This window comes from Pseudomonas sp. ASL8 (genome assembly GCF_056680355.1).
This window is the reverse complement of the sequence record NZ_CM155278.1, coordinates 5,115,550-5,140,464: the sequence shown is the minus strand read 5'-3', so window position 1 is coordinate 5,140,464 and position 24,915 is coordinate 5,115,550. Positions and strand designations below refer to the sequence as shown.

Below are 24,915 nucleotides of genomic sequence, written 5' to 3'. Positions count from 1 at the left end.
CGCTTCGGCGGGATTTTTTTATGTCATTTTCTTTGGAGGTCAGCAATGAGCAACGTGACTGTTCGTTCAGTGGTTTATCAGATTGATGGCCAGCCCTACGAGAGCCGTTTGGTGTTTGATTCCGGTGACGCGTCCTCGCGTCCGGGTCTGGTGATGGCGCCCAACTGGATGGGCGTTAGCCAAGGCGCGGAAAAAATCGCTCAGGCAGTGGCCGAGCAAGGTTATGTTGTGCTGGTGGCCGACCTGTATGGTCAGGGCACGCGCCCGAAAAATGGCGATGAGGCGGGCGCAGCGATGATGCCGCTTAAAAACGATCGGGCATTGTTGCGCAAGCGCATGCAGGCTGCGCTCGACGCATTGAAGTCTCAGGTCGACGCGCCTGTAGACACCCTCAAGCTGGCGACTTTCGGGTTCTGTTTCGGCGGTTGCTGCTCGCTTGAACTGGCCCGTACCGGCGCTGAATTGAAAGCGGCGGTGTCCTTCCACGGCACGCTGGACACACCCAACCCGGCGGACGCAAAAAATATCCAGGGGTCGGTGCTGGTCATGCACGGCGCTTCCGACCCATTGGTGCCTAAAGAGCAACTGCCTGCATTCGAAGCGGAAATGAATGCGGCGGGCGTGGATTGGCAATTGCTGAGCTACGGCGGTGCGGTGCACTCGTTCACCGATCCGGAAGCGAACACGCCGGGCATGATGATGTACGACGCAAAAACCGCCAAGCGCGCGTTTGCATCGATGCATAACTTGCTGGATGAAGTGTTCAAGGGCTGATAACTGAGGCCCTGAAGGGCCTGTCGCTCCTACATGGGGTCAGCGTCAACGTGTAGGAGCGGGTTTGCCCGCGATGGCGGAGTATCAGGCACCCGGATTCAAGCTAAGGCAATTCAATCCTTTCCGTTTCACCCGGCACCGTCGGCCAGTCACCGGCCGCCCAGCGGGCGCGCGCCTGTTCGATCAGCGCCGGGTCGCTGGCCACGAAATTCCAGTTGATCCGTCGTGGTCCGTCCAGCGCGGCGCCTCCAATCAGCACGGCATGACATGCGCTGTCAGCGCATAACGTCACGCGCTCTCCAGCCGGCAGCACGATCAAACTGCGTGCCTCTATCGGCTCGCCATCCAGTTGCGCCTCACCGCTCACCACATACAGCGCCCGCTCTTCGTGGTCAGCAGGGATCGTCAGCGCAGTGGCGGTTTGCAGGCTGACTTCGGCATATAGCGTCGGCGACAGCACCGGCACCGGGGATGTCAGGCAAAACCCGCTGCCGGCAATCATCCGAATACAGACGCCGAGGTTATCGCTAACCGGCAGTGTCTGTGCGGGATGATGGCTATAGTGCCCTGGGCCTTGTTCGTGTGGTTTAGGCAAGGCCAGCCAGACCTGCAGCCCATGCAGGCGTGAGCCGCTGCTGCGCAGCTTTTCCGGTGTGCGTTCGATGTGGGCAACGGCGCTACCGGCTGTCATCCAGCTTACGTCACCGGGCAGGACCAATTGGTCGCTGCCAAGGCTGTCCTTGTGCAAGAGCTGGCCCTCGAACAGATAGGTGAGGGTAGACAAACCGATATGCGGATGTTGACGGATATTCATGCCGCTGCCGGCCGGGTAATCGGTCTCCAGCATGTGATCAAAAAAAACGAAAGGGCCGATGCTGCGACATTTGGCTGACGGCAGCGGGCGCAGAATCGGTTGGCCTTCGACATCTTCTGTGCGGGGCTTGATTACGATCATTAGCGTCATCTCGGCAAGCAGTGCGGGTCGATGCAAACAGCATAACCCGCCCTGACGTGTACGGCGCTATTGGTCGACGGCGGCTTCGGTCAGGTGAGTTTCGATGCTGACTTCAGTCGTGGTCATCAGCTTGTGTACCGGGCAGCGATCGGCGATGCGATGCAGCAGGGTACGCTGCTCATTGCTCAGCATGCCCTCAAGGGTCAGCTCAACATGCAGATGATACTTGCCTTCCCGTTCCTGGCTGCTGTCGTGTTTGACCTCGACAGTGACACCCGTCAGCGGGATGTCGTGTTTTTCGGCATACAGTTTGAGCGTCAACGCCTTGCACGCGCCCAGGGCTGCATCGAAATAATCATGCGGATCAGGCGCGGAGTCTTCGCCGCCGAGGCTTACTGGAAGATCGGTGAGCAGCTTATGTTTGTGATTGATTTCAATGCTGTGGCGATAGCCGTTGCCGGACAGCGTGTGGACAGTGATGGTCATGGAAAACCTCTCAGGGATGAAGCGGCGCTTTGCGGTATGGGATCGGCGTATTACAGCATGAGCAGCTGTTCTATCTCTTGTGCCGAGACAGGCTTGCTGAACAGATAGCCTTGCATTTCATCGCAGCCGTTTTCGCGCAGGAAAACTTTCTGTTGTTCGGTTTCTACGCCCTCGGCGATCACCTTGAGATTCAGTTTGTGCCCCAATGAAATCACGGCCGTGGCGATGGCTCTGTCATTCTCGTTATCGGGAAGGTCGCGCACGAAAGACTGGTCAATTTTCAGTCGGGCAATGGGGAAGCTTTTCAGTGCGGCGAGGCTTGAGTAGCCGGTGCCGAAGTCATCGATCGAGAGGCTTATTCCCATCGCCTGCAGTTCCTTCATCTTGGTAATGGCTTGCTTGAGGTCTTGCATGATCAAGCTTTCGGTCAGTTCCAGCTCAAGGTACATGGGGTCCAGCCCGCTTTCCTGCAACGCGTGTTGCACCCGGCTGACCAAGTCCCTTTCGATGAATTGGCGTGCTGAAATATTGACTGAGATGGTGATCGTGGGCATGCCTGCATCCTGCCAGGCTTTGTTCTGTTTGCAGGCAGTGTGGATCACCCAATCGCCAATGGGCACGATTAATCCGGTTTCTTCGGCTGGCGGAATAAACTTGATGGGGGAAACCATGCCGAGTGTGGGGTGCTGCCAGCGGATCAGCGCTTCCACGCCGATGACCTGACCTGAGTGTAAATCCACCTGGGGCTGATACAGCAACAGGAACTCCTCACGGTCAATTGCATTTCGAAGCCCGTCCTGCATGGCAAGCTTGCCCTTATGCTTGCTGTTCATCTCGCTGGTGTAGAACTGGTAACTGTTGCGGCCCAGCTCCTTGGCGCGATACATGGCGGCGTCCGCGTTTCTGAGCAGGGTCTCGGTGTCGGTTCCGTCGGCAGGGTAGGTGGCCAGTCCCATGCTGCAGGTGACGTGAAGTGTGTGCCCGCTGAGCAGGATGGGTTGCAGGATGGCTTCCTGGATTTTTTGCAGGACCGGGGTGATACCGTCGACGTCTGAAGGCTGATCGAACAGGATGATCACGAACTCGTCGCCGCCCAGTCTAACGACCGTGTCGGTGCGGCGCACGCACTGCACCATTCGGCTGGCGACGGTTTTCAGCAGCTCATCCCCGGCGCTATGGCCCAGACTGTCATTGACCAGTTTGAATTTATCCAGGTCGATGAACACCACCGTTACCCGGCGAGCGCAACGTTGAGCGTAAAGGATGGCTTGTTTGAGACGGTCTTCCAGCAGCGTGCGATTTGGCAGTCCGGTCAATGCATCATGGTCTCCCATATAGCGGATGCGGTTTTCCGTGTGTTTGCGCTCAATCGCGATTCCGGCGAGGTGCGTCGCTATGCCAATCAGCTGCATCTCGATCTCGACGGGGCTGCGCACCGTACGGGAATACAAGGCAAAGGTTCCCAGGACCTTTCGATCATGGGACAGGATGGGTGTCGACCAGCAGGCGCGAAGGCCGTAGGGCGCTGCGATTGATCGATAATCTTCCCACAGTGGGTCGTGCTCGATATCAGCAACAATCACGGGTTCTCGTCGATACACGGCAGTGCCACACGAGCCGACCTTCGGGCCGATTGCAACCCCGTCGATGGCCTGGGTGTAGGTCTTCGGCAGGCTGGGTGCGGCTCCATGCAGGAGGTGCGTTCCCTCTTCGTCCAGCAGGAGGATGGACACCATCATGTCGTTCATCTGCGACTCAACCAGATGGGCCAGACTGTCGAGGACCTCCTGGAGTTCGGTACTTTTCGCGATCAGTTCAAGGACGTTACCTTGGCCGGTGCGTACAACAGCCTCCTGTTGCAATTGAGAGTTTTGTAAAGCGAGCCGTTCTTTGACGGTGCTCAATTCGGCTGTTTTTCTTTCAAGCTGCTGGCGATCTTTCAGAAACTGATTCACGGCACGTGCCATGTCGCCGATCTCGTCCTTCTCCTGCACCTCCATCACCAGCGGCGTATCGTCGATACGCTCCTGCCGTAGCTGGCGGCTTATCTCATTCAGGCGCTCGAGCACATGACGACCCATGAATATGCGCGTCACAAACCATGCAAGTATCAGGCTGCCGCCCAGCATGATCAGTATCCATTGCTGGCTGCGATTGGAGGCTTCGACCAATTCCTGCACGGCTTCCCGGTAGTCTTGGGTGTACGCGTCGGATTGCTCGCGTGCCACCGTCACCAAGGACTCGGCCTGGCTTTCCAGAGCATCATGAAAGTGCTGCAGCGCGTCGTGCTGACTGATCAGTTTCAGGCGCAGGGAAAACGGATCGTGCGCGTCAGGATCAATAAGGTCGGACTGCTGTGATTGCAGGGTGGCGACATCGTTTCGCACTGCATCGGGTAACTCGCGTGTCGCATCGGCCTTGCGCATGAAGCGCGTACGCAGCAGCTCCACCGCATTGCGGTCATTCACGACAGGCAGGTTGTACAGCAGAACCGCCAGCTCCGGGCTGCCTTGAGTTCGAGCGCCGATCAAGCGACCGGTACGATCCTTCAGGGTGTGTTCGAAGTCGACTTCGGTTTGCAGTACGCCTTCACGCAGTTGAGCCACAATGTTGGCGGTATTGCGAAATAGTTGACTCGACTGATGCACGTCAAGTATCGCGACAGCATTACTCGCGGTTGTCAGCTGAACCACCAGACGATCAAGTGCCTCAAGCTGTTTGACCGTCTCGGCATAGCTGGAGCGCAGGGTGTCAAAAGAGGCGGTGGTCAGTAGCTGATCCGTTTGGCGCTCGATCAGCAGTGTGCTCTGCAGCATGTCCTGCCCAGCTTGCATGCGGACCAGTCGCTCTTTGGTCAGCTCTCGGGTGGCGTTGTTTGACGTACGCAAGGCGTAGACCGCCGTCGTGCCGCCTGCCAGGATCAACAGGGCCAGCGCTAGAAAGGCAAGGATGAATTGAGCGCGTAACGATTGCGGGAGCAGTTGGCGATACACGGCGGTGAGTCTGGAAGTCACATCCACGGTCAGCGGTTCCATAGGCGGCGGTACACATTCCGGTAGCCATTGTCAGGGTCGTACTGGAACTTCTCCCCGCCATCGAGGGTGACGTTGTCGGCATTGACCAGATGAACTGGCGCCACGAATCCGCTGACGGGGAGCCCTGCAAGGAGTCGGTTCAATTCATCCATCACCTGCCATCCGTGCAGATTCAGCGGCTCGGCCACTGTGACGGTCTGATAAGTCTTTGCCTGTATGCGCAAAAAAGCGGAAGCACTGCCATCCCCGGCAGACAGTAGATTGAGTCCGTTGCTCGGTATTCCGGCGCTGGCCAACGCTGCAGTCGCGTAGTCGAAATAGATATCGTTGATGGCCAGCGTATGCGTCCAGCGTTTGCCATACCGCAGGAGCAGTTCTTTAGTAATCGCGGGCATACGCTCGCCACTCTCAGAGATCGCAATGTCGCGCACTTCCAGCAGGGTGCACCCTTTGCAGGACTGGATGATGTCTTCCATGGCCTTGGCCTTGGCTGTGGCGATGCTGTACCTGGAGTCCGTCAGGATGACCACGCCAGCGTGACCCATTGATTGCGCCACTGCCGCCAATGCAGTGAGGCGTGCGACCTCCACCGGGTCGGTGGTGACGTTCATGGCGACAGGTGTGCCCGCAATCGGCCCCGGCTGTGCATCCGCGTGCCAGGCAACGACAGGCACGCTATGGCTGGCAAAGGTTTCCAGTGCCGCACGGTTCTCGTGTGCATCCGACCCGCACAGGATAAGGCCGTCGGGGTTTGCTGCCAGCGCATCGGCAAAGGCTTTCGCGCGTCCGGCTGACGATCCGCCGCCATCGAATATCTTGAGCGACCAGCCCATCACCGCAGCCGCCTCGCGTGCGCCTTGCGCGACACCGACAATTCCGCCATTGCGTAAATCTTCTGCCACAAAGGCAATGTTTTTGCCCCGAGGGGCAGGAGGGCCGGACTCGGGGCCGCTCCAGTGCGCTTTGAGGGTTGCCTTGGCAACGATCTGCTGTGCCTGGCTGACGAAGACCATGGCGTTTTTGCCATCGTCTCTGGCTAGCGGAGCTGGTAAATTCTGGGCATGCCCGGGAACTGCGGCTAAAAGACAGAAGGCTGTAATCGAAGCAATACCGAGAAAGTAGGATCTCTTCATTCGCTTGGGGTCGTTACCGCGTGAGATGCCAGGCCTTGCGCCGACATTGCGATCATATTCTTCCATGGCATTTGGCTACGTAGGGAGGTGCCACAAGGTGCTGTGGGTACGAAAAAGCGACGAAAAAAACGGCACCCGAAGGTGCCGTTTTTTATGCAGGTGTTACTTACCCTGCCAGCGTTTCAGCACCAGGGTGGCATTGGTGCCACCGAAGCCAAAGCTGTTGCTCATGACCTGATCGACCTTTGCGTTCTCACGGGTCTTGAGCAGGATCGGCATATCGGCCACAACCGGGTCGAGCTCTTCGATGTTGGCAGAGCCAGCGATGAAGTTGCCTTCCATCATCAGCATGCAATAGATCGCTTCGTGAACGCCGGCAGCGCCCAGAGAGTGACCCGACAAGCTTTTGGTCGAACTGATGGCAGGAGCATCTGTGCCGAAGACTTCACGTACACCTTCCATCTCTTTCGCGTCGCCGACCGGAGTCGAAGTCCCGTGAGTGTTGATGTAGTCGATAGGGCCTTCAACAGTGGACAGCGCCATTTGCATGCAGCGAATAGCGCCTTCGCCGCTTGGGGCGACCATGTCGTAGCCATCTGACGTTGCGCCGTAGCCTACGATTTCTGCGTAGATTTTTGCGCCACGAGCCAGAGCATGCTCCAGCTCTTCAACCACGACCATGCCACCGCCACCGGCAATGACGAAACCGTCACGTTTGGCATCGTAAGCGCGGGAGGCTTTCTCCGGCGTTTCGTTGTACTGGCTGGACAGAGCGCCCATCGCGTCGAACAGGAACGACTGGCTCCAGTGCTCCTCTTCACCGCCACCGGCGAAGACCACGTCCTGTTTACCCATCTGGATCTGTTCCATTGCGTTGCCGATGCAGTGAGCACTGGTGGCGCAGGCAGACGCGATGGAGTAGTTCAGGCCCTTGATTTTGAACGGGGTGGCCAAACAGGCGGAGACGGTGCTGCTCATGGTCCGCGTGACGCGGTATGGGCCAACGCGCTTGACGCCTTTTTCGCGAAGGATGTCCAACGCTTCCATCTGGTTAAGCGTCGACGCGCCGCCGCTGCCAGCGATCAGGCCTGTGCGCGGGTTGGACACCTGGTCTTCGGACAGTCCGGAGTCGACGATAGCGTCCTTCATGGCCAGGTAAGCGTAAGCCGCTGCATGGCCGACGAAGCGATAGATCTTGCGATCGATCAGCTCTTCGAGGTTGAGGTCAATGGAGCCGGAAACCTGGCTACGCAGACCCATTTCGGCATATTCCGGATTGAAACGGATGCCAGGGCGGCTTGCACGCAGGTTAGCGGAAACGGTGTCTTTGTCATTGCCCAAGCAGGAAACAATGCCCAGACCAGTGATAACGACGCGGCGCATGCGGATACCCTTAGAAATTTTCAGTGGAAGTGAACAGGCCGACCCGAAGGCCTTCGGCGCTGTAGATTTCGCGACCATCAACGCTCACGGTGCCGTCGGCGATTGCCAGGACCAGTTTGCCTTTCATGGTGCGTTTGATATGGATGTTGTAGGTGATTTTTTTTGCGGTCGGAAGAACCTGACCGTAAAATTTCACTTCGCCCGACCCCAAAGCACGGCCACGGCCAGGATTACCCTGCCAGCCGAGATAGAAGCCGACGAGTTGCCACATGGCATCAAGGCCCAGGCAGCCTGGCATCACCGGGTCACCTTCGAAGTGACAGGCGAAGAACCACAGGTCCGGATTGATATCCAGCTCGGCGACCAATTCACCTTTACCGTACTTGCCACCCTCGGCGCTGATATGGGTGATGCGATCCACCATCAGCATGTTCGGGGCGGGCAGTTGCGCGTTACCTGGGCCGAACAGCTCACCGCGACTGCAGCGCAGCAGGTCTTCCCGGGTATAGGCGTTTTGTTGGGTCATGCGAGCTCCTCAATAATCCTGTGCGGCAGGGTAAGGCAAATTTTCCTGTCCGGCTGACGCGCCAGGTCTCTGCCGTCAGCCTACTCATAGACTATTGCGTTGTAGTGAAAGTCACAGCACAAGGGAAATGAAAGTACACTTGTGCACTGGAATTATTATCCAAGCAGCGTTTGCGAGCTGATTTGGTCACTAAGACTGCCGTAATTTAGCATTTATCGCCAGTCGCAGATGCTTGAAAGGGCAGCCAACGCTGAAGAACTTGCTGTAAATCAGTACGTTTGAAGGGTTTTGCCAGATAATCGCTCATTCCGGCCTGCAAGCAGGCCTCCCGATCGCCGTGCAATGCGTTGGCGGTCAGGGCGATGATGGGTACCTGAATGCAGTTTGTCAGTTGACGAATCTGCCGCGTCGCTTCGTAGCCGTCGATCACTGGCAGGCGACAGTCCATGAGAATCGCCGCGAAATCTCCAGTTTGAGCCGCGCTCACAGCCTGTGCCCCATCGCTGACCACGCTGATCTGGAAGCCCAGACTGCGCAGCATCGCCTCGACCACGGTCTGATTGACCGGGTTGTCCTCAACCAGCAACACATGCTGATTTTTGCCGTTGCTGTTACCCGCGAGGAAGGTCGGTACCTGTTCAGGGGCTTTTTCCCTGTGCAGCGCCAGCGGAATTTCAAGGGTGAAGATTGATCCGATGCCTTCTTCGCTCCGGGCCCGAAGTGTTCCGCCCATGCGCTCGGCCAGGGTTCTGGCGATAGGCAAGCCTAGCCCGGTACCGCCATACCGCCGGGAAATCGAGCTGTCCGCCTGTTCAAAGGCGTTGAACATCAGTTCCAGGCGCTCGGCAGAGATACCGATGCCGCTGTCGCACACCGTGCAGGTGAACCAGACCGACTCCTGATCCAGAGGCTGCCACCGGGTCTCGATCTGTACGCTGCCCAGGTCAGTAAATTTCAACGCGTTGCCGATCAGATTGACCAGAATTTGCCGAATACGGGTCGGATCACCTTCGACCTCAAGGGACTCCAGTCCCGGAGGGGTTTTCAGCTCCAGGGAGATGCCGCGTTGCTGGGCGTTATGGTGGAAAGCCTGGGCCGAGGTGCTGATCAATTCAGCCAGATTGAACGGTATATGCTCCAGCGCCAGTGCTTCGCGCTCAATACGCGAGAAGTCGAGGATGTCGTTGATCACACGCAGCAAGTGCTCGGTTGATTCGGTCGCCAACGCAGCATATTCAGCCTGCTCATCGGTCATTTTGGTGGTTTCCATCAACTGCAGCATCCCCAATACACCGTTCATGGGGGTGCGCAGTTCGTGGCTCATCATGGCCAAGAAGTTGGACTTGGCACTGTTGGCCCGTTCGGCTTCTTCGCGGGTCTGAATCAGTTGGTCAATGGTCTGTTGCTGTTCGCGGCTGGCGTGTTCCAGTCCGTAGGCGAGGTTGTTGATGTGTCGCGCCAGGTCACCCAGTTCGCCGTCGTCGGTCACCGGTAATGGCCTGTTGTAGTCACCTTGCTGGATCGCCTTGACCGCTTCGCCCATGTCGCTGATCGGTTGCGACAGGCTTAGCGCCAGACGACGGGCGAGGACATAGGTAAAAAGCAGGGCGAACAGCGCGAGAACCCCGGCTTTGAGCAGGATTTCCTGTTGGCGCTGACTGAATGCATCGTTGGACATACCGACGATCACCCGCCCCAGGTAATCCTCATTCGGCGAGCTGGCCTGGGGGGCAGGGGCTTGCAGGAGGTCATTCCCCAACGGGATGTTCTGTGACCGGATAGGTGCCTGGAAGATCTCCACCTGAGCGGATCGTGTGTCGTTTTCGTTCGGTTGCTCGACGTACATCAGCACGTTGTTGGCGTTGTCCTGCACCTCCAGAAAGCGCACGTGGGGCGTGGCCAGCGTGGCGCGCATCAGGCCTTCGAGAACGTCATCGTTGCCCACGATCACGCCATATTCCGACGCTGGAGCCAACTGATTGGCGATCAATTGACCGGTATGAGTCAACTCTTGACGCAAGTCCTGAATCCGCACGAAGGTGAAGAAACTGATCAGCAATAAGGTCAGTAGCAGCGCCGGCCCCAGACTGATGATTTGGGTGCGGGTGTTGATGCCCCAGTTCAGGCGGAAAGTCATCGGACGCTTTCTCCTGCCGCCCGCGGTGGATCGCTCCCCTGCAGGCACGTGAACTGCGCGCACAGTTTTATGATCCATTGGTCATAAACACTGCTTATCCTTGACTGACAGGTCATCGCGAAACGCCATCAAAAGGGGGAGTCGGGCATGGTAACCGACGCTGCGGTAATTTCCATTGAACTTGTGGGGTATTGGTCGGCCTGAATTGAATCTCTTCAAGGCTGGTCGCGCAGGCTCTGCCCCGTATAATGCTGCCATCGCCAGATGTGATGGCTCTAAGTGGATTGGTTATGACTCAACAGCAACCTATTGCGGTTCTTGGAGGCGGCAGCTTCGGTACTGCTGTGGCGAATCTGCTGGCAGAGAACGGTTATCCGGTCAGGCAGTGGATGCGCGACCCGGCTCAGGCCGAGGCGATCCGTGTCAACCGCGAGAACCCACGGTACCTCAAAGGCATCAAGGTTCACCCTGCAGTTGAACCGGTCACGGACTTGCTGACCACGCTGAACGGCAGCGAGTTGATTTTTGTTGCCTTGCCCTCTAGCGCCTTGCGTTCTGTGCTGGCGCCTCATGCGGACCTGTTGACCGGCAAGATGTTGGTGAGCCTGACCAAAGGCATTGAGGCGCACACCTTCAAGCTGATGAGCGAAATCCTCGAAGAAATCGCCCCGAATGCGCGCATCGGTGTGTTGTCCGGACCGAATCTGGCCCGAGAAATCGCCGAGCACGCGTTGACCGCCACAGTGGTGGCCAGCGCGGATGAAGACCTCTGCCAGCAGGTGCAGGCCGCGCTGCACGGTCGGACGTTTCGTGTGTATGCCAGTGCCGATCGGTTTGGTGTCGAACTGGGCGGCGCGTTGAAGAATGTGTACGCGATTATCGCGGGCATGGCGGTCGCGTTGGGCATGGGCGAAAACACCAAGAGCATGCTGATCACCCGTGCACTGGCGGAGATGACCCGGTTTGCCGTGAGCCAGGGCGCTAATCCAATGACCTTTCTCGGCCTGGCCGGGGTTGGCGATTTGATTGTCACCTGCTCATCGCCCAAGAGCCGTAACTATCAAGTGGGTTTCGCCCTCGGTCAGGGTTTGAGTCTTGAAGAGGCTGTCACCCGCTTGGGCGAAGTGGCAGAAGGGGTTAACACCCTGAAGGTGCTCAAGGCCAAATCGGATGAGTTGCAGGTGTATATGCCGCTGGTTGCGGGCTTGCATGCGATTCTTTTCGAAGGACGTACGCTCAATCAAGTCATCGAAGTATTGATGCGTGCCGAGCCGAAAACCGATGTCGACTTTATTTCCACCAGTGGTTTTTAACGGAACCACTGTTTAACTGAAGCCCTTAGAGATAGGTGAAGGTCTTGAACGAATCGAAACTCAAACAGAATGAGTCGGTCCTGCTGCGCATTCTATGGATGCTGCTGTTTGTATTGATCTGGCAACTGGCAGAAGTCGTCCTCGGGTGTGTGGTACTGGTGCAGGTTGGCTACCGCCTGATCTACGGCGCTCCGAGTGGCAGCTTGATGAATTTTGGCGACAGCGTGAGTCAGTACTTGGCGCAGATCGGCCGTTTCGGCACGTTCCACAGCGACCAGAAGCCCTGGCCTTTCACCGATTGGCCTATGCCACGGGCACCTGAAGGCGAGGCGCCGCATAGCGTTGCCCCTGCGCCGCATCCCGTTCGAGATGAGGAGCCAAAACTGTGAAGTTGTGGATTTTGCGCCATGGTGAAGCTCACTCTCAGGCGCGCAACGATGCCGAGCGCGAGCTGACCGCTCACGGTCGCGAAGAAGTGCTGAAAAGTGCAGCGCACCTGTTGGGCAAGCCGCTGAACCGGATCATCGCCAGCCCCTATGTACGTGCACAGCAGACGGCCGAACTGGTCCATCAAGTCCTCGGGTTCAACGAGCCGATCATGACCGTTCCCTGGTTGACTCCGGACAGCGACCCGCAAAAGGTCCTGAGCGAACTGGATCTGTACTCGACGGACGATGTGCTCCTGGTCAGCCATCAACCGCTGGTGGGAGCACTGGTGGGGTTGCTTGTCGACGGTCATTATCGGCAGGCCCAACCCATGGGCACTGCCAGCCTGGCTGAGCTCGAAGGGGATTTCCCGCTGGCGGGTCTTATGGAGCTGTGCAGCATTCGGCATCCTTGATCCGGCCGCACAGGCGCCGATTGTTTGACCGGGCTGATCTCGACACGTGACAGCCCCGCACTTGATTTTGAAATTACTCCCAAGCAAGTGCTTGGTCAGCTACGCTTCCGGGAAATAAAAAACCCAGGAGCAAGTCGCATGTCTGGCGCTATTCGTTTGCCTCTCGACGTATTCTATGAACGCGAAGCCCGTCATCCGAACAAGCGCTATATGGTCCAGCCATTGGCAGGCGGCCACGTGCAGACGTTGAGCTGGTCTGATGTCGGTGACCAGGCCCGTCGCGCTGCACACTGGCTGCGCCGACGCGAATTGCCCCAAGGCAGCCATATTGCGATCATTTCCAAGAACTGCGCCCACTGGATCATTGCCGACCTGGCGATCTGGATGGCCGGCCATGTCTCGGTGCCGTTGTATCCCAATCTGACATCTGAATCCGTTGCTCAAGTGCTGGAGCATTCCGAAGCGGCACTGGTGTTTATCGGCAAGCTCGATGATTGGTCGGGCATGGCTGACGGCGTCAGGCCCGGCTTACCCACCGTCGCCTTGCCTATTTGCCCGACTGCCGACTTCGATTTCAACTGGTCCGAGTTGCAGGCCTGCGCGCCGATTCAGGACAACCCGTCGCCCTCGTCAGAGCAATTGGCGACCATCATCTACACGTCCGGCACCACCGGGCTGCCCAAAGGGGTGATGCACACCTTCGGTGGCCTGGCGTTCGCCTCCAGCCACGGGGTCGGCCTATTCCAGTTAGGGGAGCAGGATCGGCTGCTGTCCTACTTGCCGTTATGCCATGTGGCAGAGCGGATGTTCGTCGAGATGGCGTCAATCTATACGGGGCAAACGGTGTTTTTCGCTGAGAGCCTGGACACCTTTCTGGTCGATCTCAAACGCGCCCGGCCCACTGCAATGTTCGGTGTGCCGCGTATCTGGACCAAGTTCCAGATGGGGGTCTACAACAAGATGCCCGCCGCGCGCCTCGACGCGCTTCTGCGCTTGCCGATCATCGGTAAAATCGTTGGCCGCAAAGTGCTGGCCGGGTTGGGGCTGGATGCGTTGCGCATCGCATTGTCCGGCGCCGCACCTATCCCCGAGGCGTTGATGAACTGGTACCGGCGCTTGGGCCTGGAGGTGCTGGAGGTCTACGGCATGACTGAAAACTGCGGTTATTCGCACATCAGCCTGCCGGGTAAGCAGAAAATTGGCTGGATTGGCCAGCCCTGCCCGCAGGTCGAGGTCCGGATTGATCCGAGCGGCGAAGTACAGGTGCGCAGCGGTGCGACCATGCAGGGTTATTTCAAGGAGCCGCTCAAGACTGCCGAAACCATCACCGAGGACGGCTTTTTGCGCACCGGTGACAAAGGCGAGCAGGACGCCGACGGCTATTTGCGCCTGACGGGCCGTCTCAAAGAGATTTTCAAGACCAGTAAAGGCAAGTACGTCGCGCCGGCACCCATCGAAAACCGTCTGGCCGTGCACACTCGCATCGAACAAGTGTGTGTGGTCGGGGACGGTTTAAGTGCGCCGCTGGTGTTGTGCGTGTTATCCGCAACAGGTCTGCAAGATGCGGCCAGCGGAGCCCGTAGCGCATTGCACGAGAGCCTGGAAGTGCTGCTTGAAGAGGTCAATGCTGCCCTCGACAAACATGAACGCTTGCACAGGCTGATCGTCGTGAAAGATAGTTGGTCGGTCGAGAATGGCTTTCTTACGCCGACCTTGAAAATAAAACGTGCGGTCATCGAGTCGACCTATGGCGCCAGCTTCCAGAAATGGAGCGATCGATCCGAGGTTGTGCAGTGGCAAGAGTGACCCATTTATGTCTGGCGTTCGTCATGCGAGCGCCACTTAAAAGGATTGAACATGAGTGTATGGCTTAAAACCCCCGATATAGACCAACTCAACGCGCTGCAGAAAAATACCATTGGTGAAGTGCTGGACATTCGTTTCGAGGCTTTCGACGAGAATTCCCTGACCGCGAGCATGGTCATCGACCACCGTACCCATCAACCCTACGGCCTGTTACACGGTGGGGCGTCGGTGGTACTGGCTGAAACCGTAGGCTCCATGGCCAGTTACTTGTGTATTGACCCAAGAAAGTTCTTTTGCGTGGGGCTGGAGGTCAACGCTAACCACCTGCGTGGTTTGCGCAGTGGTCGCGTCACCGCCGTTGCGCGCCCGGTGCATATCGGCCGCACCACTCACGTCTGGGACATCCGTCTGACCAGCGATGAAGGCAAGGCCAGCTGTATTTCCCGCCTGACCATGGCTGTTGTGCCGGTAGGTGAGCAGCCGCCGGCACGCTGATAGCGAGCGGATCGTCATTCTGGCTCAAGTGTCACCCTTCCTGGCAGTTACAGTCATTGCTGTGTCGACGGCGGATGCGCACAATCGCCGTTGGCTTTTGTTTTTGGACGTATTCGCATGTCGCAACAGGTGTTTTTCGCTCACGCCAACGGGTTTCCGTCGGCTACGTATGGCAAATTGTTCGACGCACTGGCGCCGGATTACGCCGTCGCGCATCTGGAGCAGCACGCGCACGATCCACGCTTCCCGGTGAACGACAACTGGCTGAGTCTGGTCGACGAGCTGATTCATCACCTGCGCCAGCAACCTGAACCTGTGTGGGGTGTCGGGCACTCGTTGGGAGGCGTGCTGCACTTTCATGCCGCGTTGCGCTGTCCCGAGTTGTATCGCGGGGTGGTGATGCTCGATTCACCGGTGCTGACATGGGTTGATCAATGGATGATTCGCGCCGCCAAACGCTTTGGTTTCATTGATCGCATCACCCCGGCCGGTCGCACCCTTGGACGCCGGGAGGCTTTCGCTGATCTGAGCGCTGCCCGCACGTATTTCGCTGGCAAGACCTTGTTTCGCGGCTTCGATCCCGAATGCTTAGAGGCCTACCTTGAGCATGGTTTGCAACAGGACGGCGATCAGCTGCGCCTGCGCTTCGATCCGGCGACTGAAATAAGTATTTACCGCAGTGTGCCCCACACGAGTCCCGGTCGGGCGCAGCAGTTGAAAGTGCCACTGGCGGTGGTGCGCGGGCTACGCAGTCGGGTGGTCATGCGTCACCACGCCCATTCGGTGAAACGGATGCCGCAAGGCGAATACCTGTCCATGCCCGGCGGACATATGTTCCCGCTCGAACGTCCACAAGACACCGCTGCGCTGCTCAAGACCTTGTTCGCTCGCTGGGATGCGCGTTGCGCCGAGCAGGCGTGCGCATGAGCGTGCCCGTCGAAGAAGTCCGCCTGAGCCTGCCGCATATTGAATTGGCCGCGCACCTGTTCGGGCCTGAAGACGGTCAGCCAGTGATCGCTTTGCATGGTTGGCTGGACAATGCCAACAGCTTTGCCCGCTTGGCACCGCAGCTCAAAGGCTTGCGCATCGTCGCCCTGGATCTGGCCGGGCATGGTCACTCCGATCATCGTCCGTTGGGGGCCGGTTATACCCTGTGGGACTATGTGCATGACGTGCTGCACGTCGCCGAGCAACTGGGCTGGCAGCGCTTTTCCCTGCTTGGGCATTCATTGGGTGCGATCATTTCGGTGGTGTTGGCGGGTGCGTTGCCTGAGCGTGTGACCCGTCTGGCACTGATCGACGGAGTTATCCCGCCGACCGGCGAAGCCAGTCATGCGGCCGAGCGGTTGGGCATGGCCTTGCAAGCGCAACTGAACCTGTCGAATAAGCGCAAACCGGTCTACAGCGACATGGAGCGAGCCGTCGAGGCGCGGATGAAAGGTCTGGTTGCCGTCAGTCGTGAAGCGGCCGAGCTGCTGGCTCAACGAGGGTTGATGCCGGTGCCGGGGGGGTACACCTGGCGCAGTGACAGCCGGCTGACGTTGGCCTCTCCGATGCGCTTGACCCGCGAGCAGGCCATGGCGTTCGTCCAGCGCGTCAGTTGCCCAACCCATCTGGTGGTGGCTGGGCAGGGCATGTTGGCCCAGCACAGCGAACTGCTGTCACAGCTGACGTTCGAGACCACGACCTTGCCCGGCGGCCATCATTTGCATTTGAATGACGAGGAGGGCGCACGCGCTGTTGCAGACTGTTTCAATCGCTTTTATGCCGTTCCTTGACTTGCAGCAGGCAACTGCCGAGGCTGGGCGGATTGAAATGGGAGACAACGTTGATGGACCTACCTATCGCTGGCACTTGCAAGACGATTAACTCCGCCCCAATTTTGGCGATCCGATGAGAATACGTATGCGCTTATCCCGTGTTCTCGGCGTGTCGATCTGCGGCTCGCTGCTCAGCGCGATAGCCTGCGCCGCCGACGTGCCTGGCAGCCACGATCTGGAGGGGGTGCCGCGTTTGGCAGATGCCGAAATCGTCGACTATCGGCCCGTCACGGAGCTGGAGCGAATCTACCCGTTGGGTTCGATCCGCAAGATCAGCGGCCAGTTACGCTTTGACGGTCAGATCGGCGCACGGGGCAATGTCACCTCGGTGACCTACCAGCTGCCTGCTGAACACACGTCTGACGAAGCCTTCACCGCAGCCCGTGAAGCCCTGCAGAAGCAGGGCGCCGAGCTGTTGTTCTGGTGCCAGGCCCGTGATTGTGGTGAAAGCAGTCTGTGGGCCAATGAAGTATTTGGTAACTCCAAGTTGTATGGCGCCGATGAGCAGCAGGCTTATTTGCTGTTGCGTCTGGCTGCGCCGAAAAACGATACGTTGGTGGCCTTGTACAGCATCACTCGCGGCAACCGTCGAGCGTACCTGCATGTTGAACAGTTCAGCGCAGCAGCACCTTTGGGCGACGTGTTGCCGACCTCGGCAACCCTGTTGCGTCAACTCAAAAGCACAGGTGTGCTGAGTTTGCCCAAGCTGACAGGTGCACCTCAGGATGTCTGGGCGACCCTGCTCTCGCGTGGGCTCAATCTGGATGGCAACCTGCGCGTGACTGTGTCCGGGGCAGATGCCGAGGCCTGGCGTCAGGCGCTGATCACCAAGGGCGTACGTGCCGCGCGGATCGAGGCTGGCAGCGGCGACAAGCCGGGGCTGTTCGTCGAGCTTATTCGCTAAAGCCCTGCGTTCACCAGGCGAGCACTGGCGTTGCGGGTGTTCGCCGTTATGCTCTTATCATTCGCTTTTTCGAGATAACCCATGCCCAATAATGATCGCCTGTTGGTGCAGCTCCTGCTCCTGACACTGTTCGGTGCCAGTCTGTGGGTGATGGCGCCGTTCTGGTCGGCGCTGTTCTGGGGCGCGGTACTGGCCTTCGCCAGTTGGCCGTTGATGCGCCTGGTAACACGCTGGCTCAATGGCCGTGAAGCGTTGGCGGCGGGGCTGCTGACCTTGATCTGGATGTTATTGGTGGCATTGCCGTTGGTGTGGCTGGGTTTCAATCTCGCGGACCACATCCGTGACGTGACGCTCTTCATCAAGGACGTGCAGGTCGACGGCCTGCCCGCGCCGCCGGTATGGCTATCAGGCGTACCGTTCGTGGGCGAGCGGTTAGTGGGGTTCTGGAACACGATCGATGAGCAGGGCGCTGCGGCAATGGCCGCGATCAAGCCCTACCTGGGTCAAGTCGGCAACTGGTTGCTGGCACGTAGCGCACAGATTGGCGGCGGGATCCTCGAACTGACCCTGAGTCTGGTTTTCGTGTTCTTTTTCTACCGTGATGGCCCACGGCTGGCGGCGTTTGTCCTGAGTTTGCTGGAAAGGCTGATCGGTGACCGTGCCGGTTATTACCAGGATCTGGTGGCGGGTACCGTGCAGCGGGTGGTCAATGGGGTGATCGGCACCGCAGCGGCGCAGGCCGTGCTGGCCCTGATCGGCTTTTTGATCGCCGGCGTCCCGGGGGCGTTGGTGTTGGGGGTCGTTACGTTCCTCCTCAGTCTGGTGCCCATGGGCCCGCCGCTGGTGTGGATTCCCGCCACTGCCTGGCTGGCCTGGAAGGGCGAGTACGGCATGGCGATTTTCCTCGGTATCTGGGGCACTTTCATCATCAGTGGCGTCGACAACGTGCTCAAACCCTACTTGATCAGTCGGGGCGGTAACCTGCCGCTGGTGATCGTTCTGCTTGGGGTGTTTGGCGGTCTGTTGGCATTTGGTTTCATCGGCCTGTTCATTGGCCCGACCTTGCTGGCGGTGGCCTACAGCCTACTGATCGACTGGGCCGGCTCGAAAGCCAAGAGCCCGGACGTTCCAGGCAGCCCCTGAAACCACGCATCCGGCTGCCCGTTGGCACTTCGAAAAGCGGTCTGACATACCCGGATTTTAAGGGGGGACCTGTCATTTCTGACAGTATCCGAATGTTGTTCCTTGGCGCTAAATACCTTCCTGGCTGACACAGGAAGGACATTACCCTCTTCCTGCTATCAATGTTTGTTCAGGGAGAACCTATGATGCCAACCACCCGCACCACCGGGCCTGATGCGAACCCTTCGTCTCCCATCGTCGCAAGCCTGCTGCCAGACGATGCCCGATGGGATGAAACGGGACTGTTGCCCGCCGCTAATGCATCCTCGCCTCTGCCGATTGAAATTCCAATGTGGACACATAACTGGTTCCCGGGTTCATCCTCCTCCATTAGGGTGTACTGGGATAACACGCCCATATACGAAAAAGAATGGACTGATGAACACATCCCGCCAGTTGACCTGTTTTTTAATATGCCCAGTAACAATCTCACTCCCGGTCTTCATAAACTCTGGTATGAATTGACGTTAAGCAACGGAGATATACAGGACTCGGATCAGTTGAGCGTCACCATTGATCTCACGCCTCCGGTGTTGGGCGCCAATCAGGGGCAACTGATTTTCGACACGGCGACGGTCACCGAGCAATATTTGGAGGAACACGGTGATGAGTTGGTGGGTCGGGTGCCGCCTTATGGGTTGGGCCGCGCGGGCGACGTCATCACCTGGTACTGGAATAGGGATCCATTTACAGTGGCGGCGGCAGATGTCGTCACGTCAAGAACCCTGTACAGGGAGGATATCGGTCAGCCGTTGTCCGTGCTGTTTTCGGGCGACATGATCCGTAGGCGAGGCGACGGTGATCGTTACGCGTTCTATCAATTATTCGACCGGGCGGGGAATACAACGGCGTACTCATTGCCGGTCAGGTTGGCGACTCAAGCTCAGCCGGTGTCGCGTTTTTTACCCAGTCCCACGGTTGCGGAGGCCTTCGGTTCGTCGACGCAAAGCGTCTTGCAAGCTTACGATGCAAGAGCGGGGGCGACGGTGGTCATTCCGGACGACGCAGTGTTCAAACCGGGCGATGTGATCACGGTACAGTGGGCGGTTCCTGGCACTGAGGGTGCGTACCTGGCGATAACCCCACAATCCGGCGGGCTCAGGTTCAGTATTCCCGATACCCATATCGCCCAGCACATGGGCAAGGCCATACCGGTGTACTACCAGGTTGCCGGAGGGGAACCGGCACAGTCCGAAAACCATACGCTGACAGTCATGGCCTTGGAGTCAGCGCGGTTCAGGACCATTCAATGTACTCAGCCTGTGGGGGTCGTGAACCTTTTGAGCCTGAGCAGTGTTGTGGGTCAGGCGACCTTCAGGCTGGGGCGCTGGACGTTCATGGGGCCGGGTCAACTGGTTACGGTCACGCTAACCGGGGTAGGACCGGATCAGGTGGTCCTGGATAACTATCGGGTGGTCGAGGCCGACGTCACTACAGGGTGGGTCGAGGCCAATGTGCCAAAAGCCGTCCTGGAGTTTTTTCGGGTCAATGAGTCACTAACCGTGCGGGTCAAGGTAAGTTTTGATGGTGGGACGAGTCGTTTTGACTTTCCATCACTGTACCTGACTCTGGTGGCTTGACATCGGAGTGAGGAGACCCTGCCCCTGATTGCAGGGGCTGAGTCCGATTTACTGAAAGCTAATGGTAAAACTCAAGGAGCCTTTAGCGTCACCGGCGACGACATCGCGAGTGTCGCCTGTCTGGAATAAGCGTGCGCTCAGGTCCAGCACGGTGTTGCCGGAAGAAAGAGGCACCAAGGGAATGTCGCGTCCCAAAGGGACAGGCGTTATACCGTCGCTGCGTAATATTTGAATGGCTATGCCTTCGGCAGTGGAGTCAGTCGTTAGCGTGAACCCGCCTTCGACCCCGGCGATTGGGGTTGAGCCATTAACGCCATCGAGGCGTATGTGGGCCCAGGCGACATTGATGTCACCGGGATCGACCTCACAGTTACCAAGGGCAATATTGAAGTCGACTTTAGGTGTGCTATAGCCAGGGCCGGTAAAGGCCGAGGTACTCCATTCCCCCAGCTTGACCGGGTCATCGCTGACGGTCGAGACGTCGCACTGAGCTTGAATGACTGTCCCGGTCAGTTGGAAGTCAAACGCCTTGGGAATCATCGAAAAGCGGCTGTCGAACAATGTACGGTCTACTGTCTGCGGACCGGGAGCAATGGTTCCGGTTTTAACCAGCGTTACATTGCCCTCAAGAACATTGATTTGCAGCGGTAGAGGTGTCGCATTGAATAACCGCGCGTTGAAGGGGACCGTGGGGGGTGTCAGGGGAACGAATGAATCGCCGGCGATTCCGTCGAACGGATGCCTGAGTTTGATTCGGGCACCAATGCCGGGAATGCCCGTTTCGAATATCTTCCCCGTGACATTTTCGCCGTCAATGGGTGGCAGTGAACCACCGAAAATCGGTGCCACCGCTCGCGCATTGAATGTCAGGATCGAACCGTCGACGTTGTTACAAAATACATGGCGGCCCTCGGAGGTGACCGTAGAAAAGGGTCGGTCGAGTTGGCCTATGACACTCCCGACCGCTGCATCTCTAGGGACATAGACGGCGCCAATGTTGAGGTGGAAAGTAATGGGCCCGTCAGTGGGTCTGATCCAGCATTCACTCACCGCCAGGGCAAGGTCGGTTTGAAAACTGGCAGCCAGTGCCAGGATTCCCGAGCATCGTTTTAATGAAAAATTCATGTGGTGTGTCCTGAATGACAAGGGCGTGCGGAAGGCTTCATCGTTCCCTGAAAGAGTGGCTGTCGAGCGATGCTCAGCGGCACGTCAATGTCTGCAGTCGGTAACCCTGTGCTTGTTCCATAGCGTCGGGATTGATGGATAGCTGGCAGTGATGCTCGGCCTGCTCGCCCCAACGTACGTCCAGCGTCTGAGGTTCCGCACGGGTAGAGAGCATGACGCGCCCGGCCTGGCCCATAACGCCGATAACAGTGCCTTCGGCATCGCTTACCTGAGCGCCGAACGGCAGTGGCTGTCCCTTGGTCGTGTGTGCGGTGATCACCAAACGACTGACCGAGCGGGCGGCGAAGGTGGTCTTGACCACGGCACCGCGCCTTGGCACCACCTGAACGGAGCCGTTGTCGATTTCCACTTCGGGACCCAGCTGATCGGTTTGCAGCACCACATGGTTCACGCGATAGGGACGCAGGTAGGGCACCAGTGCATACCCGCGGTCATTGGTGCGCACACCTGTGGCGTTCACCACGCCGACCCCGCTAATGCCCGGCACTTCCACCAGCGCGGTGGTGTCGCTCAGGTACGGCCCCAACTCGACGCCACCGGCATGGAGCAGCACCGCGCCACTGGCATTGAGCGAAAGGTTGCGATAGTCGCTGCCTTGGGTCAGCCCGGCGCCGACGCTGGCGAAGGGTGCCTGATAACCGAGCGATAGCGATGCGGACTGTTGCTGGCTGTCACTGTTGGCCAGTGCGGCGCTGTAGCTAAGCCGATTCTGATCGGTGCTGCCGGTCAGACGGGCAGTCTGACTATAGCGACCGCCGCTTTCCCTGAAGTCCAGAGTCGCGGAGTTCGAATGGCCGAAATCCAGCGGGAATGACACGCTAAGCCCCATCTGCCGATCACTGTCGAGCCTGTCGTCATTCAGGGATTGAGAGGCGTACAGGTTGTAGCCCACGCCTTTGTACTGGGTGTTGAAGTTGAGCTGGAATTGGCGTTGCTGGTAGTCACTGTTCCAGTAGTCTTCCTGTGACAGTGTCAGGTTGATCGAGCTTGCATTGCCCAGGTTTTGATACACCGCTGCCTCCATTCGACTGCGTCGACTGCCGCGGTATTTCGAGTCACGGCTGCGCTCTCGCACCGCCTCATCAAAATCACGATAGCCTTCGGTCGAGTAGCGATAGCCTGCGAAACGCAAGCTCGTATTCGTCTGAAACGACTTGCCGTATTTAACGGCATAGCTCATCCCGTCGACGCTCCGGGTGTCGGTGTTATTGATCTCGGTGCTGGAGCGGGTGACATCGAAGGCGATTGCGCCGATCGCGCCCAGGTCCCGGGCGATACCCAGATTGCCTGCACGGTAGTAATCACTGACCATCAAACCGCCGTACAGGGTTGAGTCCCAGACGGTGCCCATGGCCAAAGTCCCTTGCCAGAGCATCGGGTCATCCAGATGACTGGCGGCGTTGTAACGTCCGAGGGAGGCGCTGTAACGCCATACCCCATCACGCAGCAAATTGCTCAGCGTGGCGTAGGGCTGGGTAAAGCGCCGGACCTGGCCGTCGGCTTCGGTCAGGACGATTTCCAGCTCGCCGCTGCCGCCGGCGGTACTGAGGTCATCAATCTCGTAGGGTCCGGGGCTGACGTAAGTGGAATAAATCGGATAGCCGTTCTGTAGCACCTCAAGCTTGGCGCGGGTCTGTGCGACGCCGCGAATGATCGGCGCATAACCCTGCATGGCGTCGGGCAACATGCTCAGGTCCGTGGCAATAACCAGGCCCTTGATCGGCAGACTCCGGAACACGTCTCCAGAGGTAAATGTTTCGCCCAAGGTCAGGTTTGCCCGGGTACCGGGCAGGTCGCGTTGAGCATAGGTATAAGCACGGGCCCACTCGCGTTTGCCTTCCGGGCTTTGGCGCAGGGACTGGTTGCTGCGCAAGCGCCAGGCGCCGAGATTGACGCCGCTGTTCAGGTACAGGTCATCACTGGTGTTGGCGCCGCTGTAGCGACTCGTGCCTTGTTGCGCCGACAGTTGGTAATTAATGAACGCTGCATTGATACCCGCATCCCAGCGCGCAGGGTCGACATAACCGACGACGTCGCGACGCATGGCAATCTGCGGAATCGACAGTGCGAGCGAAAGCCTGCCGGTATCGAAATCGATTTCAGCGCTAGGAATCAGTGTGGGCAGATCGATGCACTCGGCCTGCAGGCCCTCGGGGTTGGCAATACTGTCGAGGCGCACGCCGATGTTTTCCAGCAGTTCGCGTGACAGGCACGGTAACAATTGCTCGCCATTGGGGCTGAGGTTGAAGTCTATTTCTCTCTGATCGAAAAAGCTCAGGTTGACCAGAATGTCCACTCGGTAGCGGCCGGCTACAAGGTTAAGGTCCTTGGCCAGGGTACCGAGGGCGAGCGCGCCAGCGTTGGCGTCCTGGACACCGTCCTGACGCATGAATCCTGACTGGAACTCAACCGATGGCGTCGCCAGCACGGCGGGGGCCTTTAACAGGACCACACCGCTGCTGCCGATCACAAACAAATGAGCCAGGCGCAGGCGGCCAGGCAGACGCCATTGTCTGGGTGAAAAAATCATGGGCATATTCCGGACAGTGCAGCTACAGAAGGGTTAGAGGGCTAGCTGGACGGGTGCGATGAGGGGAGGGGTGATCGCGCCGTAGTCATTGATCGTCGAGAAAGTCACCTGCAGGCCGGGGCTGGGTTTAATGCCGGTCAGTTCATACACCTGGCTGGAAAGCGGCGAGGCCATGGCCAGGCTTTGGAGTTGCACGCTTTGGCCGTTGCCGGAGACCTCTATTCGGGTAAAGGACACGTGGAAGGGGGTCGGATTGTCCACGTGCAGATGCGCTTTGCCGTTGATGTTCTTGATCGACCACTGCAGGTCTTTCAGGCGCACAACCGGGTTGTCCTTGAGCTGGCTAGGGCGATAAAACAACTTGAGCCGTGTGCGCAGGGCGATGTTCAGGACGTTGCTTTCTCTGGTTTCAACCTGTGGGATTTCCTGGACATTGAAATAGAAAAGCGATTCACGATCCGTCGGTAAATCATTCGGTAGCCCATTGATCTGCACCTGCTGTTCCTTGCCCGGGTTAAGCCGGAACAGGGGCGGGGAAGGGATAAATGGCACGGCAGTCGTGGTGTCATCACTGGCGGTGTTAACCCAGGTTTGTACTGCGTAGGTTTTGCTGCCGGGGTTGGTGACAATCAGCGAGACACTGCGTTTGTCGCTGTCGAACACTACCCGAGTGCCGCTGATAGTCAGGGCGGCGTGGCTGACCGGTATCTGAAGGGTCAGCAGCAACGTGGTCACGCAGGCGAGAAGGGCGGGCCGGAGAATGGCCGAAGGTCTGTTTAAGCCGAACATGTACAAATACCTTTTACCGGCGCGCGAGCGTTCGCGCACCG

Annotated in this window: 21 protein-coding genes; 11 read left to right on the top strand and 10 right to left on the bottom strand. The window is 58.3% G+C overall.

Annotated features, from left to right (window positions below; all coding sequences use genetic code 11):
* The first annotated feature begins 45 nt into the window (after positions 1-45).
* Positions 46-774, top strand: coding sequence for a dienelactone hydrolase family protein (locus AC1MEA_RS23520; protein ID WP_449635168.1), 729 nt, complete (start codon positions 46-48; stop codon positions 772-774).
* Between the two features lie 103 nt (positions 775-877).
* Here AC1MEA_RS23520 and AC1MEA_RS23515 read toward each other — a convergent pair whose 3' ends face one another.
* The 7 genes from AC1MEA_RS23515 to AC1MEA_RS23485 form a co-directional block, all read right to left on the bottom strand.
* A complete protein-coding gene (locus AC1MEA_RS23515) occupies positions 878-1,738 on the bottom strand; it encodes a pirin family protein (protein WP_480918208.1) in 861 nt (286 codons plus the stop codon).
* 57 nt (positions 1,739-1,795) lie between these two features.
* On the bottom strand, positions 1,796-2,215 hold the full coding sequence (locus AC1MEA_RS23510) for an OsmC family protein (protein ID WP_219060819.1): 420 nt from the start codon (positions 2,213-2,215) through the stop codon (positions 1,796-1,798).
* Between the two features lie 50 nt (positions 2,216-2,265).
* Positions 2,266-5,250: an EAL domain-containing protein gene (locus AC1MEA_RS23505; protein WP_480417549.1), complete on the bottom strand. Its 2,985-nt coding sequence runs from the start codon at positions 5,248-5,250 to the stop codon at positions 2,266-2,268.
* Positions 5,238-6,263 carry a substrate-binding domain-containing protein gene (locus tag AC1MEA_RS23500; RefSeq protein ID WP_480417548.1) on the bottom strand — a complete coding sequence of 342 codons (1,026 nt, stop codon included), beginning with the start codon at positions 6,261-6,263 and terminating at the stop codon, positions 5,238-5,240. The genes AC1MEA_RS23505 and AC1MEA_RS23500 overlap by 13 nt, the downstream gene beginning before the upstream one ends.
* A 282-nt stretch (positions 6,264-6,545) precedes the next feature.
* On the bottom strand, positions 6,546-7,766 hold the full coding sequence (gene fabB / locus AC1MEA_RS23495; protein ID WP_219060822.1) for a beta-ketoacyl-ACP synthase I: 1,221 nt from the start codon (positions 7,764-7,766) through the stop codon (positions 6,546-6,548).
* 10 nt (positions 7,767-7,776) lie between these two features.
* Positions 7,777-8,292, bottom strand: coding sequence for a 3-hydroxyacyl-[acyl-carrier-protein] dehydratase FabA (fabA, locus tag AC1MEA_RS23490; protein WP_219060823.1), 516 nt, complete (start codon positions 8,290-8,292; stop codon positions 7,777-7,779).
* A gap of 205 nt (positions 8,293-8,497) precedes the next feature.
* A complete protein-coding gene (locus AC1MEA_RS23485) occupies positions 8,498-10,429 on the bottom strand; it encodes an ATP-binding protein (protein WP_219060824.1) in 1,932 nt (643 codons plus the stop codon).
* Between the two features lie 290 nt (positions 10,430-10,719).
* Between AC1MEA_RS23485 and AC1MEA_RS23480 the strand changes: the two genes are divergently transcribed.
* The 10 genes from AC1MEA_RS23480 to AC1MEA_RS23435 all read left to right on the top strand — a co-directional run bounded on the left by AC1MEA_RS23480 (position 10,720) and on the right by AC1MEA_RS23435 (position 20,370).
* Positions 10,720-11,742: an NAD(P)H-dependent glycerol-3-phosphate dehydrogenase gene (locus AC1MEA_RS23480; protein ID WP_219060825.1), complete on the top strand. Its 1,023-nt coding sequence runs from the start codon at positions 10,720-10,722 to the stop codon at positions 11,740-11,742.
* A gap of 98 nt (positions 11,743-11,840) precedes the next feature.
* Positions 11,841-12,131 carry a DUF4389 domain-containing protein gene (locus tag AC1MEA_RS23475; protein WP_480918207.1) on the top strand — a complete coding sequence of 97 codons (291 nt, stop codon included), beginning with the start codon at positions 11,841-11,843 and terminating at the stop codon, positions 12,129-12,131.
* On the top strand, positions 12,128-12,583 hold the full coding sequence (gene sixA / locus AC1MEA_RS23470; RefSeq protein WP_219060827.1) for a phosphohistidine phosphatase SixA: 456 nt from the start codon (positions 12,128-12,130) through the stop codon (positions 12,581-12,583). The genes AC1MEA_RS23475 and sixA overlap by 4 nt, the downstream gene beginning before the upstream one ends.
* A 138-nt stretch (positions 12,584-12,721) precedes the next feature.
* On the top strand, positions 12,722-14,389 hold the full coding sequence (locus tag AC1MEA_RS23465; RefSeq protein ID WP_480417547.1) for an AMP-binding protein: 1,668 nt from the start codon (positions 12,722-12,724) through the stop codon (positions 14,387-14,389).
* A gap of 51 nt (positions 14,390-14,440) precedes the next feature.
* Positions 14,441-14,884 (top strand): hotdog fold thioesterase, encoded by a 444-nt coding sequence (locus AC1MEA_RS23460; protein ID WP_219060829.1) that lies wholly within the window; start codon positions 14,441-14,443, stop codon positions 14,882-14,884.
* 117 nt (positions 14,885-15,001) lie between these two features.
* A complete protein-coding gene (locus AC1MEA_RS23455) occupies positions 15,002-15,811 on the top strand; it encodes an alpha/beta fold hydrolase (protein ID WP_219060830.1) in 810 nt (269 codons plus the stop codon).
* Positions 15,808-16,662, top strand: coding sequence for an alpha/beta hydrolase (locus AC1MEA_RS23450; RefSeq protein ID WP_219060831.1), 855 nt, complete (start codon positions 15,808-15,810; stop codon positions 16,660-16,662). Before AC1MEA_RS23455 ends, AC1MEA_RS23450 begins: the two co-directional genes overlap by 4 nt.
* Before the next feature lie 127 nt (positions 16,663-16,789).
* A complete protein-coding gene (locus AC1MEA_RS23445) occupies positions 16,790-17,608 on the top strand; it encodes a DUF4892 domain-containing protein (protein WP_219060832.1) in 819 nt (272 codons plus the stop codon).
* 81 nt (positions 17,609-17,689) lie between these two features.
* The gene (locus AC1MEA_RS23440) at positions 17,690-18,751 is read left to right on the top strand and encodes an AI-2E family transporter (protein ID WP_219060833.1); all 1,062 of its coding nucleotides are present in this window, start codon (positions 17,690-17,692) and stop codon (positions 18,749-18,751) included.
* Between the two features lie 182 nt (positions 18,752-18,933).
* Positions 18,934-20,370 carry a hypothetical protein gene (locus AC1MEA_RS23435; RefSeq protein WP_219060834.1) on the top strand — a complete coding sequence of 479 codons (1,437 nt, stop codon included), beginning with the start codon at positions 18,934-18,936 and terminating at the stop codon, positions 20,368-20,370.
* Positions 20,371-20,418: 48 nt separating this feature from the next.
* Here the strand turns inward: AC1MEA_RS23435 and AC1MEA_RS23430 are convergent, their stop codons facing one another.
* The 3 genes from AC1MEA_RS23430 to AC1MEA_RS23420 all read right to left on the bottom strand — a co-directional run bounded on the left by AC1MEA_RS23430 (position 20,419) and on the right by AC1MEA_RS23420 (position 24,874).
* Positions 20,419-21,495 (bottom strand): fimbrial protein, encoded by a 1,077-nt coding sequence (locus AC1MEA_RS23430; protein WP_219060835.1) that lies wholly within the window; start codon positions 21,493-21,495, stop codon positions 20,419-20,421.
* Between the two features lie 73 nt (positions 21,496-21,568).
* Positions 21,569-24,085, bottom strand: coding sequence for a fimbria/pilus outer membrane usher protein (locus AC1MEA_RS23425; RefSeq protein WP_480417546.1), 2,517 nt, complete (start codon positions 24,083-24,085; stop codon positions 21,569-21,571).
* Between the two features lie 33 nt (positions 24,086-24,118).
* The gene (locus tag AC1MEA_RS23420; RefSeq protein ID WP_219060837.1) at positions 24,119-24,874 is read right to left on the bottom strand and encodes a fimbrial biogenesis chaperone; all 756 of its coding nucleotides are present in this window, start codon (positions 24,872-24,874) and stop codon (positions 24,119-24,121) included.
* Positions 24,875-24,915: the final 41 nt, after the last annotated feature.